Origin of the sequence: Microbacterium sp. Root1433D1, from assembly GCF_001426835.1 — a bacterium.
Classification (GTDB): domain Bacteria; phylum Actinomycetota; class Actinomycetes; order Actinomycetales; family Microbacteriaceae; genus Microbacterium; species Microbacterium maritypicum.
Map to the genome: position 1 here is coordinate 275789 of NZ_LMFN01000003.1, position 14462 is coordinate 290250.

Sequence of the window (14462 nt, forward strand, 5' to 3'; positions counted from 1 at the left end):
AGTGGTCGGGGCCGTTTCCCCACGGCGGTCCCGACCCTCGGCGGTGGGAGGGAAGTGGATGAGCACCAGAGTCGAGTCCTCGCCGGAGGCGGACGTTTCCGTGTCACCGGAGACGGCGGCGGTGCATCCGCGCCCGACCTGGTGGGTGAAGCTCATCGCCTTCGCCGCCTGCCTTCTGACGCTGTGGCACATCAGCGCGTCGTTCCTGTGGATCGCTCCCTACTCGGCGCTACGGGAGATCCCCACGCAGGAGGTGCTGGCGGGATACATGCTGCCGATGTTCGGCCAATCGTGGAGCGTCTTCGCACCCGAGCCCATCAACGGCGACTACCACTTCAACGTCCGCGCCGTCATCGAGAAGGACGGCGAGGAGGTCGAGACCGGCTGGGTGAGTGCCACAGACGTCGAGCTGTCGATGATCCGGTACAACCTCTTCCCGCCGCGGGCCGGCATCCAGTCGAGTGAGGTGGCGAGCGGACAGATGAACGCCTACAACAAGCTCAACGCCGACCAGCAGGCGGTGGTCGGTCTCGACTTCGCGAAGGAGGGCTGGGAGGAGTGGATGGTGCGCTCCTTCGATGAACTCCCCGGAGACGAGAACCCGTCGACGACGGCCTACATGGCCGAGGAGCATCTCTCCACCGCATATGCGACCCAGGTGGCCTATGCGATCTGGGGTGCGGATGCCGTGGTCAAGGTGCAGTACCGCGTGAGCCGTCAGAACGTGATCCCCTACAAGGATCGCAACGATCCGAGCGCCCAGCGGCCGGACCCCACGTTCTCGACCACCGGATGGCGACTCCCTATAGAAGAGGAAGGGCAGAGTCGAGAGAACTTCGCGAACACCTTCCGTGGCCAGTTCGAGAGGATCCAGCCGTGAGCGCGCCGGTCAAGACCTCGGCGCGGAAGTCCGACGCGAAGACGAGGAAGGATCCTGCGCCGCAGGGCACGACCACGTCGGCACCCGCCCCGGCGACCGCCCCTCCCGCTGCTCCCCGTGATCCGGCGCCCGCGACGGCGAACACCGTGCCGAGGTCGTTCGTGACCCGGTTGCTGAGCTTCGTGTCGTCGATGATCGCCGGGCTCTGGGCGATGGTGCTCTCGGCCGTCGATCGCATCTCGGCGTTCATCGGCGACTGGCTCTTCAACGGCAAGAAGGCTCTCTACGGGCTCGCGGTCACGCGCATCCTCTTCGGCGTCACCGCGATCGGCCTCTTGGCCTCGAACTTCGGCACCCGCCTGTACACCTTCGGATCGGGCTCTGCCTGGAACGGCGAGCTCGCGGAGCCGGTGAGCGAGTTCCCGAAGATCTGGGCGTTCAGCGCGTTCCATGCCGCGATGGGCAACGACGTCCTCTACACGGCGCTCTACCTTCTCCTCGGGGTGCTCGCCGTGCTGTTCGTCCTCGGGTGGCGCTTCCGGATCGTGCTCCCGATCTTCTTCTGCCTCTGGGTGGGCTTCATCGAGGCCAACGACATGGTGGGCGACCAGGGCGACAACATGTTCCGCATCGCGCTGCTGCTGCTGCTCTTCGCCGACCCCGCAGCCCGGTGGTCGCTGGATGCCAGGCGTCGGGCGAAGTCGGGGGAGTGGTTCGCCCCGAACAGCCAGCCGGCGCTGCTGGGAACGATGTTCCACAATCTCGCCCTCGTGGCACTCGCCGCCCAGGTGTTCTTCGTCTACGCGTCCGGTGCGCTCTACAAGGCGGGTGGTGCGCCGTGGGAAGAGGGGTATGCGGTCTACAACCCGCTGCAGACCGCGCGGTTCGGCACCTGGCCGGTGTTGAGCGACCTCGTCACCGCGTGGGGGCCGATGGTCACGATCGCGAGCTGGGGGTCGATCCTCCTGCAGGTCGCCTTCCCCCTCATGCTGCTGACGCGTCCCACCCGGCTGATCGGCCTGCTGGGCATCCTCTCCTTCCACATCGGCATCGCGGTGCTCATGGGGCTCCCGTGGTTCTCGCTCACCATGATCGCGATCGATGCGATCTTCATCCGCGACCGCACATGGGGGCGGTTGAGCGCGGGGACGAAGCGGCGTTGGCAGGAAGCGGGCGCCGCACCGCCGCCCGCGACGCCAGAAGCGGTTCCGCCAGTCCGGACTGTGGTCTGACGACAACGCGGCGGCGAGATGTGCCCGTCGGGCGTTGGAGGATGTGGACAGGGCAGTTCGTCTCTGGTTGTGGCAGACCTACCATGGCTGTAATCCCACTTCCCTCTGAGAGGAACGCACATGGTCGACGCCGCCGTCCGTCCGAAGACGACTCGCACCTCCACCGACACCGCGGATGCGAACCTGCACATCGATGTCGCCCGCGTCAACGACGCCCTGATGGGCACGTGGGCAGACGTGCGTCGCCAGGCCCGCGAGATGATCAAGGACTCGGCGTTCTGGCGCAAGGATGAGCTCGGCAAGGACGAGCACCGCGAGCGCGTGCTCAGCCAGCTGCACCTCCTGGTCGAGAACAAGGCCGTGCACCGCGCGTTCCCCAAGTCGCTCGGCGGCGAGGAGAACAACGGCGCGAACATCGCTGGCTTCGAGGAGCTGGTGGTGGCCGACCCCAGCCTGCAGATCAAGTCGGGCGTGCAGTGGGGACTCTTCGGCTCCGCGATCCTTCAGCTCGGCACCGAGCAGCACCACGCGAAGTGGCTTCCCGGTGTGATGGACCTCTCGATCCCTGGCGCCTTCGCGATGACCGAGATCGGCCACGGCTCCGACGTCGCGGCCGTCGGTACGACCGCGACGTACGATCCGGCGACGGAGGAGTTCGTGATCAACACCCCGTTCCGCGGGGCGACGAAGGAGTACCTCGGCAACGCGGCGCTGCACGGCGTCGCGGCGACCGTCTTCGCGCAGCTGATCACGAACGGCGTCAACCACGGCGTTCACTGCTTCTATGTGCCGCTGCGCGGCGAGGACGGCGTCGACCTTCCCGGCATCGGCCGCGAGGACGACGGCCTCAAGGGCGGACTCAACGGCATCGACAACGGGCGCCTCTCGTTCGACCACGTGCGCATCCCGCGCACCAACCTGCTCAACCGCTACGGCGACGTCGCAGCGGACGGCACGTACTCCAGCGCGATCGACAGCCCCGGCCGCCGCTTCTTCACGATGCTCGGCACCCTGGTGCAGGGACGTGTGTCGCTCGACGGCGCGGCATCCTGGGCCTCGGCGCTCGGCCTGCACATCGCGATCACCTACGCCACCCAGCGCCGCCAGTTCGACGGTGCGGACGGGCAGGAGGTCGTGCTCATGGACTACGGCAAGCACCAGCGCCGTCTGCTCCCGCGCCTGGCGACCACGTACGCGCAGATCTTCGCGCACGACGAGTTCCTGCAGAAGTTCGACGGCGTCTTCTCCGGCCGCACCGACACCCCGGCCGACCGTGAAGACCTCGAGACCTTGGCCGCCGCGCTCAAGCCGCTGTCGACCTGGCACGCGCTGGACACGCTGCAGGAGGCCCGCGAGGCCACCGGTGGCGCCGGCTTCATGTTCGAGAACCGTCTGGTCGGACTCCGCGCCGACCTCGACATCTACGTCACCTTCGAGGGCGACAACAACGTGCTGCTGCAGCTCGTCGGCAAGCGTCTGCTGACCGACTACGCCAAGCAGTTCCAGGGCAAGGATGCGGCGGCGCTCGCGAAATTCGCCGTCGGCATGACTGCGGGCAAGCTGTTCCACGGCGCCGGTCTCCGCCAGCTCGGTCAGGCCGTCTCCGACTTCGGTCAGGTGAGCCGCTCGGTCGAGCGGGGTCTGCGTGAGGAGCAGCAGCACGACCTGCTCGCCGGACGCGTGCAGCAGATGGTGGCCGACATCGCCTCCCGCCTGCGCCCCGGTGCGAAGGACAAGGCCCTCGGCGCCCGCCTGTTCAACGAGAACCAGGCCGAGCTCATCGAGGCGGCCCGCGCGCACGGCGAGCTGCTGCAGTGGGAGGCGTTCACCGACGCCGTCCACCAGATCGACGATGAGGACACGCGGAAGGTGCTCACCTGGCTGCGCGACCTCTTCGGCCTGCAGCTCATCGAGAAGCACCTCGCCTGGCACCTGATCAACGGACGCCTGTCGACGCAGCGCGCTGCGGCCGTGTCGAGTTACATCGACCGCCTGTGCGCTCGTCTTCGTCCGTATGCGCTCGACCTCGTGAACGCGTTCGGCTACGAGCCCGAGCACGTGCGCGCGCCCATCGCCAGCGGCCTGGAGAAGCAGCGTCAGGATGAGGCCCGCGCCTACTACGCCGACCTCGCAGCGACCGGTCAGGCGCCGATCCAGGAGAAGGCGCTGAAGAAGAAGCAGCGCTGACCGCCTGCGGTTCAGCCCGGACCTGATCCACCTGTCGGGAGTTCGTGACGAGCGTACGGCGAATCCGCGCGATTCTCCCGACAGGTGCGCATCCTCCCGACAGGTGTTCGGGGAGATGCGGATCGGGTGTCAGGGTGCCGCTGTGAGATCCACTCCGCGTTCGGTGGCCAGGGCCTGGAGCTTCTGCGCCGCGTCGGTCTCGACGCACACGCACGCCTGCAGACCCGCCTCGTCTTCGTCGCGTAGGAGGTAGTAGCTGTCGGTGTCGGTCAGCTGCACGCCGCCGGCGTCGAAGAACAGCCAGCGCACGCGCACGAGCACGAGCCGGTCGGAGAGATCGCGACGCTCGAGCAGCTCGAATCCGACGGAGGCCAGGCCCAGCCGCTGGTAGATCGGATAGGAATGCCGCAGACCGTCGATCATGGCGTCACGGGATTCCAGCACACCGGAGGAGCGGTCGTTCACGATCGTCCCCGGCGTCGACCACAGACTCGCCGCGGTCTCGGCATCGAACGCGGTCAGGCTGTCCGCATAGCGGGTGAGGTACCGGGAGATCGTGTCGTCGGAGGTGGTCATGGCGTGAGCCTAAGCGTGGCCGAGCGGAGCGCACCCGGCCTTGACAATCGCCGATTCGGCCGGGACGGCCGATTCCCATCCGGTGCTGGGTAGTCTCGGCAGGTACCCGATCCGAGGAGTCCGAGATGTCTGCTGTGAACGCCTATGCCGCACCCCGTGAAGGGGCCCCGCTGGAGAAGACCGTCATCGAGCGACGCGAGCTCGGCCCGCTCGACGTGCTGATCGACATCGCGTTCGCGGGTATCTGCCACTCCGACATCCATACCGTGCGCGGCGACTGGGGGCCTCAGCAGTACCCGCTCGCTCCCGGCCACGAGATCACCGGCACCGTCGCCGCGATCGGCGAGGGCGTCACCCGGCATGCCGTCGGCGATCGCGTCGGCGTCGGATGCCTGGTGAACTCGTGCGGTGAGTGCCGCAACTGCCTGCGGGGGGAGGAGCAGTTCTGCACCCAGGGGGCCGTCCTCACCTATGGCAGCACCGATCGTGACGGCACCGTCACGCAGGGCGGATACTCCGAGCAGGTCGTGGTCACCGAAGCGTTCGTCCTGAAGATCCCCGACGCGCTGCCCCTGGATGTCGCAGCTCCCCTGCTGTGCGCCGGCATCACGACATACTCACCGCTGCGGCACTGGAACGTCGGACCGGGCACCCGCGTCGCCGTCGTGGGACTCGGGGGCCTCGGGCACATGGGCGTGCAGATCGCGCACGCACTCGGTGCCGAGGTGACCGTGCTCTCGCAGACCCTGAGCAAGAAGGACGACGGGCTGCGGCTCGGCGCCGACCACTATCGCGCGACGAGCGACCAGGAGACCTTCCGTGAGCTGCGGTCGTCGTTCGACGTGATCCTCAACACCGTCAGCGCGGTGATCGATCTGCGCTCCTATCTGAGCCTGCTCGACGTCGGCGGCGCCATGGTGTGCGTCGGAGCTCCCGGCGAACCGCTCTCGGTCGGGGTGATGTCGCTGATCGGCGGCCGTCGCTCGCTCGCCGGCAGCAACATCGGCGGCATCCAGGAGACGCAGGAGATGCTCGACTTCTGCGCCGAGCACGGTATCGCCGCCGAGATCGAGACCATCCCCGCTTCCGACATCAACGCCGCCTACGAGCGCGTGCTCGCATCCGACGTGCGGTACCGTTTCGTCATCGACGCGGCGACCTTCGGCTCCTGACGTCGCGGCCGTGGTGGCGGCGGCTCAGCGGCGGCGAGACGTCGGCAGGTCGATCGGTCCGGTGACGGAGAGCTCGTCCTCCCACACCTCGATTCCTCGGACCTCGGGGAGTCGGGCCTTGGTGAAGACCGGATCGAGTCCTTCGCGTCGCTGCTGCGTGTAGTCCTTGAGGAGCTTGAAGGCGACTCCGGAGAGCAGCGCGATCGCCACGAGGTTCACGATCGCCATGAAGCCCATCGCGCCGTCGGCGAAGTTCCACACGACATCGGCCGACACGATCGATCCGACGAACACCGCCCCGATGGCGAAGAGCCGGTAGCCGAGCAGGACGGCGGGTGTCGACGTGATGAACTCGATGTTCGTCTGCCCGTAGTAGTAGTTGCCGAGGATCGAGCTGAATGCGAGCAGGAAGATGATCACGATCAGCAGGATGTTCGACCAGCTGCCGAGCGCACCGACCACCGCTCCCTGCGTCAGCCCGATGCCCCGCTCGGCGTTCGCGAGGTCGGGGACCGAGACGAGGATGATGAACGCGGTGATCGAGCACACCAGGAACGTGTCGAAGTAGACGCCGAGGGTCTGCACCAGACCCTGCTTGACCGGGTGCGTCACCGCGGCACTCGCGCCCGCGTTGGGCGCGGAACCGAGCCCGGCCTCGTTGGAGAACATGCCCCGCTTGACGCCGGTGAGGATGATGTAGCCGAGCGCGGCGCCCACGATCTCGTTCGGCCCGAACGCCTGCGTGAAGATCATGGCGAAGACCTCGGGGAGGCGCTCGATGTGAATCACCACGATGACGAGCCCGAGGAGCAGGTACAGCAGCGCCATGATCGGGACCAGGGTCTGGGTGACGGAGGCGATGCGGCGCACACCTCCGAAGATCACCAGGCCCATGAGGACCGCGAGCGCCGCGCCGATGGCCCACGGCAGCCATGCGGGGGCCCCGCCGCCCAGGCTCCCCGCGATGGTGGCCTGGATGGTGTTGGCCTGCAGCGAGCTGAACGCGATCGGGAAGCACACGATGAGGATGACGGCGAACAGGACTCCCATCCAACGCGCGCCGAGTCCGCGCTGCATGTAGTACGCCGGACCTCCGAGGAACCCGTCCTTGTCCCGCGTCTTGTACAGCTGCGCGAGCGAGGACTCGATGAACGAGGACGCCCCGCCGATGAACGCCATCAGCCACATCCAGAAGATCGCACCGGGTCCGCCGATCGCGATCGCCGTGCCGACACCGGCGATGTTGCCGACGCCGACGCGCGAGGCCGCGGAGATGGTGAACGCCTGGAACGCCGAGACGGATTGCGGCTCGCCGCTCTCGGTGCGCGGGGTGCGATCCGTCAATGTGCGAAACATCTCCGGGATCAACCGGAACTGCACGACGCCGGAGCGGATCGTGAAGTACAGGCCGAGGAGGACGACCAGGGGGAGGACGATCCACGTCCACAGGTTGTCGCCCCACGTCAGCAGCCACTCGTTCACAGAATCCATGCGCACAGTCTGGTGGAACTGCTCCGATGACACCAGCTTTCGCGCGCACAGCATTCCGGTGGGACGCGTCCGCCTCCGTGTCGGCGCTCGGTGTCGGTCGCCGCGGATAGCCTGACCGGATGACCTCTCTTCTCACGGGCCCCGACGCCCGCGACCGCTGCGCCTGGGTGGGCGACGACGACGAGTACCGTCGCTATCACGATGAAGAGTGGGGCACGCCTCTGCACGGCGACCGCGCGCTGTTCGAGAAGATGGCGCTCGAAGGCTTCCAGGCGGGCCTCTCCTGGATCACGATCCTGCGCAAGCGACCGCGGTTCCGCGAGGTGTTCGCGGGTTTCGAGCCCGAGATCGTCTCCGAGTACGACGAGTCCGATGTCGAGCGCCTGATGGGCGACGCCGGGATCATTCGCAACCGCGCGAAGATCGAGGCGACCATCGGCAACGCCCGCATCGTGCGCGGCATGGCCGAGGGGGAGTTCGACGAGCTGATGTGGTCGTTCGCCCCGGCGGCCCCCGGCGCCCGTCCCGCATCCTTCGCCGACGTCCCCGCTGTCACGCCGGAGTCCACGGCGTTGAGCAAGGAACTGCGTCGTCGTGGGTTCCGATTCGTGGGACCGACCACCATGTACGCCCTGATGCAATCGGGCGGCATGGTCGACGATCACATCGCGGGGTGCTGGCGGGCGTGATCATCGCGGATGGGCAGAACTCCCCATCGAGCGGTATTCCGAGACGCGGTTAGGATGAACGGGTGCTCGGTGGGCCCGGAGGGACCGCCCAGGAGCTAACGAAGAGTGTCACCTGGGGGGGAACCGGGAATGAAGGCGTTGTCTTGGATACGCGCGCGGCCCAAAACACTGGCGTCCGCCGCCGGTGTCACCGTCGGCGTCATCGCTATCACCACGATGGCCTTCACCTATGAGGGCTTCCCGACCACCAAGGTCGACCTGAACGACGGCGGCGTCTGGATCACGAAGACGTCGAGCCTGCTGGTCGGGCACTTCAACAACGAGTCGACGGTCCTCGACGGTGGTCTGCGCACCACGGGCGAGAACTACGACATCCTTCAGGACACGAGCAACATCCTCGTCGTCGATGAGAACGCCTCCACCCTCACCGCCGTCGATCCCGCACGCGTATCTCTCGGCGACTCCGCAGGCATCCCCTCCTCGGCGAAGGTCGCGCTGGGCAACCGCACGGCCGCGATCCTCGATCAGAAGACCGGCGAGCTCTGGGTCGTCCCCGCCCAGGGCGTCTCGTCTTTCGAGGCCGAGGTGAACGAGCCCGCCGCAGAACTCGGCGCCGGAGCCGATGTCGCGGTCGCCAAGGACGGCACGGTGTTCGGACTCGCCCCGGAGCGCGGCGAGGTCGTCACTGTGCCCGTGGACAACGAGGGCGAAGCCCTCGACGCCTCGGCCGCATCCGTCGGCGAGCTCGACGCGTCCGCGAAGCCGACGATCACGGCGGTCGGCCGCACGCCGGTCGTGCTCGACCGCTCGGCAGGCGTCGTGACCTCGCCCGGTGGCATCCGCACCGAGATCCCCGGCGCCGACAAGGCGGTCCTGCAGCAGGCGTCCGAGAACACCGACGCAGTGGCGATCGCGACCACGAACGCCCTGGTGAGCGTTCCCCTCGACGGCGGCGAGCCGACCGAGGTCGACGCCGGCGGCACCGGCACCGCGGCCGCTCCGGTCTGGCTGCGCGGATGCACCTACGGCGCGTGGGCGGGCACCGCCACGTTCATCCGCGAGTGCCCGGGCACCGGCAACGACGTCAACGCCCAGGTCGACGGCGCCGAAGACGCGAAGAGCCTCGTGTTCCGCGTCAACCGCGACGTCATCATCCTCAACGACGCCGTCGGTGGCGCGGCCTGGCTTGCCAACGAGAGCCTCCAGCGCGTCGACAACTGGAACGACCTCACCCCGCCGGAGGGCGAGACCGAGAACGAGGACGACTCCACCGAGGAGACCGTCGAGACCACGCTCCCCGAACGCAAGGAGGAGAACACTCCTCCGATCGCCGAGGATGACACGTTCGGCGTGCGCCCCGGTGTCACGACCATGCTCCCGGTGCTCGACAACGACAACGACCCCGACGGCGACGTCCTGGTGGCGGCGCTCGCCGAGGCCCAGCCCGCGGTCGGGACGATCCAGCAGGTGCAGAACGGCGGATCGTTGCAGATCGCGGTGGAGGAAGGCGCCTCCGGGTCGACCACGTTCACGTACGAGGCCGACGACGGCCGCGGCGGCAAGGACACGGCGGCCGTCACACTGACCGTCTACGACAAGAGCATCAACACCGCTCCTGCGCCCAAGCGCAGGACGACGCTGACGGTCGAGACCGGCGGCACGATCTCGTACAACATCCTCCCCGACTGGATCGACCCGGAAGGCGACGACGTCTACCTCAAAGACGTGGTGCCCGCGCCGGGTGACGAGGTCGACTTCAGCACCGACGGCCAGATCACGTACAAGGCCACGGCGAGCCAGCAGGGTCTCAAAGAGGTGCAGGTCACGGTCGCCGACGGATACGGCGAGACCGCCACAGCGACCGTGACGCTCGACGTGCGGCCCGAAGGGTCGACCAAGCCCAAGACCAACGCCGACCATGTCGTGACCCGCGTCGGCGAGCAGGTGACGGTGGCCCCGCTCGCCAACGACACCAGCTCGGGACGAGAGCTGCTGCGCCTCGGTCGTGTGAACGAGGTACCCGGCGCGACCGTGCTGCCGGACGGACCCAACAAGACCTTCACCTTCACCGCCGACGCCCCCGGCACCTACTACGTGCTGTATCTCGCGACCGCGGGTCCCGAGAGCAGCCAGGGAATCGTGCGCGTCGACGTGCTGGAGGCGAGCGAGACGGATCTGCCGCCGGTCGCCGTCCGTGACGTCGCGCTGCTGCCCACGGGCGGAGATGTGCTCCTCGGCGTGCTCGCGAACGATGTCGACCCCGCCGGCGGCATCCTCGTCGTGCAGTCCGTCTCGATCGAGGACGACTCCGGTGTCTCGGTGTCGGTCATCAACCATGAGACCCTCCGCATCACTGACCAGGGCTCGCTCACCGATCAGGCCCGCATCAAGTACCGCATCTCGAACGGCTCGAAGTCGGCCGAGGGCGAGGTCGTGGTGATCCCGATCCCCGCGCCCGACCAGCTCCTCCAGCCGGTCGTGAACGACAACACCGCGATCGTGCGGGCGGGCGACGTCGTCACCATCCCGGTGCTCGACAACGACACGCACCCGAACGACGACGTCATGCACGTCGTCCCCGAGCTGGTCGAGCCGCTCATCGATCCGGAGGACGGCGAGGCCTTCGTCTCGCAGGACACGATCCGCTTCAAGGCGGGCCCTGTCGCGAAGACGGTGTACCTCACCTACGAGGCCGTCGACTCCCGCCAGCAGAAGGACGCCGGCTACGTCACGATCCAGATCCTGCCCGTCGACCCCGAGACGAACGCCGCGCCGCGCCCGCAGGACCTCGTGGCTCGCGTGCTCGCCGGGTCGACGGCGAACATCGCCGTGCCGCTGGACGGCATCGACGCCGACGGCGACTCGGTCGAGCTGATCGACATCGCCTCCAGCCCCACGAAGGGCCGCATCACCGAGACCGCGCAGAACTACTTCACCTATGAGGCGTTCGACGGATCCTCGGGTGTCGACGTGTTCCGCTACCGCGTGCGCGACCGCCTCGGCAAGGAGGGCATCGCCACGATCCGCGTGGGTATCGCCCCGGGCGAGCAGGTCAACCAGAGGCCCTTCGCCGTCAAGGATGCCGTGGTCGTGCGGCCGGGTCGAGAGATCTCGGTGCCGGTGATGGCGAACGACTCCGACCCCGAGGGCGACAAGATCGCGCTCGTCAAGGACGGCCTGGAGGTCCCGACCGACACGGGCATCACGGCCCGCGTCTCGGGAGACCGGGTGCTGGTTCAGGCGCCGAACCGTGAGCTCGAGACGTCGCTGCAGTACACGATCCGCGATGCGCGCGGAGCAGAGGCCACCGCGGCGCTGCAGATCACCGTCGACGAGAACGTGCCGTTGCAGGCGCCGGTCGCTCGCGACGATCGCGTGCGCCCGACCGACCTCACCGACGGCACGATGAGCGCCGATCTCGACATCCTCAAGAACGATGAAGACCCCGACGGTACGACCGACCGCCTGAAGGTCTCTCTCGGCGAAGGAGCGACGCAGCTCGAGAACGGCAAGGTGCGCGTCACCGTGACCGAGAACCTGCAGCTCATCCGCTACACCCTCACCGATCAGGACGATCTGTCCGCATCGGCGTTCATCTTCGTCCCGGCCGAATCGGATCTGCGCCCGATCCTCGACTCGACCAAACCGCTCGAAGTCATGAGCGGGGAGACCAAGGAGATCCCGCTCTCCAAGTTCGTCACCGTCGCCGGCGGAGGAACCGCGCGGATCACCGAGCACGCCAAGGTGAACGCGGTGTACGCGAACGGCGACGACCTCGTGAAGGACGAGACGACGCTCGTGTACACCTCGGCCGAGGGGTACTTCGGACAGGACTCGCTGACCTTCGAGGTGACCGACGGCACGGGCCCGGATGACCCCGAGGGACGCAAGGCCACGCTCAGCATCCCGATCAACGTGCTGCCGCCCGAGAACCAGCAGCCCGAGTTCATCGGCGCAGAGGTCATCGTCGCCCCCGGTGAGAAGGCCTCGACGCTCGACCTCGCCGCGTTGACGACCGATCCCGACCCCGAAGACGAAGGCAAGCACAAGTACAAGTACGTCAGTGGTGCCGGCAAGGGCATCACAGCCAAGATCGACGGCTCCGACCTGCTCGTGGAAGCTTCGTCCGACGTCGAGAAGGGCACCGTCGCGACGCTGAAGCTCGAGATCACCGACGGGACGACCGAGCCGGTCGACGGCACGGTGACCGTGCGCGTCGGGGCCTCGACCCGACCGCTGCCCGCCGCCAACACCGACACGATCTCGGAAGCCGACCAGGGCAAGAGCATCACGGTGCCCGTGCTCGCGAACGACTACAACCCGTTCCCCGAGACGCCGCTCAAGCTCATGACCGCCGTGACCGAATCGGGCTCCGGAGGCGCCACGGTCAAGGGCGATCAGGTGGTCGTGACCCCGGATGCGAGCTTCGTCGGCACCATGGTCGTGCGCTACCGCATCCAGGATGCGACGAAGGATGCCGACCGCGAGGCCAACGGACAGATCATCGTCACGGTGCAGGGCGTTCCGGATGCACCGGGAGCCCCGCTCGTCTCGAGCGTGCAGGATCGCACCGTGGTCGTCTCGTACGGAGCGCCGTCGAACAACGGTGCCGAGATCACGAAGTACACGGTCAAATCGGTCAGCGGCAACCCGTATTCGAAAGAGTGCCGGTCCACGACCTGCACGCTCGACGGGCTGACCAACAACGTCGAGTACACCTTCCAGGTCACGGCGACGAACCGCGTCGGCGAGTCGAAGCCGTCCGGTACCTCGGCGGTCGCCCGTCCGGACGCTCGGCCCGACACCCCGAACCCGCCGACCCTCGCCTTCGGCGACAAGTCGCTCAAGGTCTCCTGGGCCACCCCGACCACGCCCGGATCCCCGGTCGAGAGCTATACGCTCGAGATCTCGCCCGCTCCTCCGTCCGGCGTGTCGCAGAAGCAGGCCACGGGCAACTCGATGACGTGGGACGGCCTCGAGAACGGCTCGAACTACCAGATCCGCGTGCAGGCCCACAACCGCGCACCCGAGCCGTCGAGCTGGAGCGCCTGGTCGGCATCCGAGGTCCCCGCGGGCCCGCCGATGCCCGCCGCCGCGCCCACCGTGACGCAACTCGCAGGTGTCGGTAACGAGGCTCAGATGCAGGTGAAGTGGATGCCGGGGAACGCCAACGGCGACCCGATCGACTCCTTTGAGCTGCAGGTGTGGGAGGGGGGAACGCTCCGCAACACGGTCTTCCCCGGAGCAGGAGCCAGGGAGCAGGCGGTCAAGGTGCCGACATCCGAGACGCCGTACACCTACCGCATCCGCGCGCACAACAAGGCAGATTGGGGCGAGTGGAGTCCGATGTCGGCACCGCGCCGCGGCGTGAACAAGCCGGGTGCGCCCTCTCTGTCGAACGTCGCCGAGGGCGACCGGTCCCTCACGCTCACCTGGTCTCCCGGCGCGCTGAATGGCGCCAGATCGACCGAGGTGCGATACGAGTACTCCGTCGGAGGCAACTGGGCGGCGATGCCGGGCAACAACGTCATCACCGGACTCTCGAACGGCACCAACTACAACGTGCGGGTCCGTGCCGTCTCGACGGTCGATGGACAGACCTACGCCAGCGACGCGTCCGGCCAGATGTCGGGCAACCCGTACGGTCCGTTGAAGCAGCCGTCGGTCACCGCAGCGCAGAACCCCACGAGCGTGACGTTCGGCTGGAACGCGAACGTCTCGGCCAACGGGCGCGGCATCAAGACGGTGCGCATCCGCATCGACGGCGGTGGATGGTCCAACGTCGGAGCGAACGGAAGCACCACCGTCGGCAACGGCTACAGCCAGCGCCACACGATCGATGTCGAGGTCACGGATGAGGCGGGGCAGAAGATCACCCGGTCCGAGGCTGGAACATCCGGACCGAAGCCCAACCCCCGGGCCTGGGTCACCTCCACGGGCAATGCCAACGGCCAGCCGAACTGCAACGACGGCACATGCGCGTACTTCTACCTCAACGCGCAGGACTTCGATCCCGGTCAGACCATCTCGGTGCGGTGCAACAACAACGACCCGACCTACGGCGGGGTCTGGGGCGGTCCGTACTCGATCACGATGGACGGCAACGGCAACTACGGCGGTCGACTGAGCTGCTATCTCGGCAACCGCCGCGGCGTGATCGAAGCCTGGGTGATGGTCAACGGCAACGCCTTCGAACACCGCGTCTGGCAATGATGCGCTCTCTCTTCTCGACATC

8 protein-coding genes are annotated in these 14462 nt (G+C 67.6%); 6 read left to right on the forward strand and 2 right to left on the reverse strand.

The window, feature by feature from the left end; translation table 11 throughout:
- Window positions 1-58: 58 nt before the first annotated feature.
- From ASD13_RS12335 to ASD13_RS12345, 3 genes are all read left to right on the forward strand, one after another.
- Complete coding sequence (locus tag ASD13_RS12335) at window positions 59-880, forward strand: DUF5819 family protein (protein WP_055869551.1); 822 nt, start codon at window positions 59-61, stop codon at window positions 878-880.
- Window positions 877-2112, forward strand: coding sequence for an HTTM domain-containing protein (locus ASD13_RS12340; protein WP_055869554.1), 1236 nt, complete (start codon window positions 877-879; stop codon window positions 2110-2112). Before ASD13_RS12335 ends, ASD13_RS12340 begins: the two co-directional genes overlap by 4 nt.
- A gap of 120 nt (window positions 2113-2232) precedes the next feature.
- Window positions 2233-4299: an acyl-CoA dehydrogenase family protein gene (locus tag ASD13_RS12345; RefSeq protein ID WP_055869557.1), complete on the forward strand. Its 2067-nt coding sequence runs from the start codon at window positions 2233-2235 to the stop codon at window positions 4297-4299.
- Window positions 4300-4428: 129 nt separating this feature from the next.
- On the opposite strand, the gene ASD13_RS12350 is transcribed toward ASD13_RS12345, so the two are convergent.
- A complete protein-coding gene (locus tag ASD13_RS12350) occupies window positions 4429-4875 on the reverse strand; it encodes a hypothetical protein (RefSeq protein WP_055869560.1) in 447 nt (148 codons plus the stop codon).
- Window positions 4876-5000: 125 nt separating this feature from the next.
- Between ASD13_RS12350 and ASD13_RS12355 the strand changes: the two genes are divergently transcribed.
- The gene (locus tag ASD13_RS12355) at window positions 5001-6047 is read left to right on the forward strand and encodes an NAD(P)-dependent alcohol dehydrogenase (protein WP_055869564.1); all 1047 of its coding nucleotides are present in this window, start codon (window positions 5001-5003) and stop codon (window positions 6045-6047) included.
- A 24-nt stretch (window positions 6048-6071) separates the two neighbouring features.
- Here the strand turns inward: ASD13_RS12355 and ASD13_RS12360 are convergent, their stop codons facing one another.
- A complete protein-coding gene (locus ASD13_RS12360; RefSeq protein WP_055871128.1) occupies window positions 6072-7538 on the reverse strand; it encodes an alanine/glycine:cation symporter family protein in 1467 nt (488 codons plus the stop codon).
- 119 nt (window positions 7539-7657) lie between these two features.
- Here ASD13_RS12360 and ASD13_RS12365 point away from each other — a divergent pair, with 119 nt between their 5' ends.
- Entirely contained in the window at window positions 7658-8227 is a 570-nt protein-coding gene (locus tag ASD13_RS12365; RefSeq protein ID WP_055869567.1) for a DNA-3-methyladenine glycosylase I, read from the forward strand.
- Window positions 8228-8356: 129 nt separating this feature from the next.
- A complete protein-coding gene (locus ASD13_RS12370; protein ID WP_055869572.1) occupies window positions 8357-14440 on the forward strand; it encodes an Ig-like domain-containing protein in 6084 nt (2027 codons plus the stop codon).
- Window positions 14441-14462: the final 22 nt, after the last annotated feature.

Bases quoted from the DNA above. Each gene is read 5' to 3' on its own strand.
- ASD13_RS12350 (WP_055869560.1), bottom strand. From the start codon at position 4,875: ATGACCACCTCCGACGACACGATCTCCCGGTACCTCACCCGCTATGCG.
- ASD13_RS12365 (WP_055869567.1), top strand. From the start codon at position 7,658: ATGACCTCTCTTCTCACGGGCCCCGACGCCCGCGACCGCTGCGCCTGG.
- ASD13_RS12370 (WP_055869572.1), top strand. From the start codon at position 8,357: ATGAAGGCGTTGTCTTGGATACGCGCGCGGCCCAAAACACTGGCGTCC.
- ASD13_RS12345 (WP_055869557.1), top strand. From the start codon at position 2,233: ATGGTCGACGCCGCCGTCCGTCCGAAGACGACTCGCACCTCCACCGAC.
- ASD13_RS12360 (WP_055871128.1), bottom strand. From the start codon at position 7,538: ATGGATTCTGTGAACGAGTGGCTGCTGACGTGGGGCGACAACCTGTGG.
- ASD13_RS12335 (WP_055869551.1), top strand. From the start codon at position 59: ATGAGCACCAGAGTCGAGTCCTCGCCGGAGGCGGACGTTTCCGTGTCA.
- ASD13_RS12355 (WP_055869564.1), top strand. From the start codon at position 5,001: ATGTCTGCTGTGAACGCCTATGCCGCACCCCGTGAAGGGGCCCCGCTG.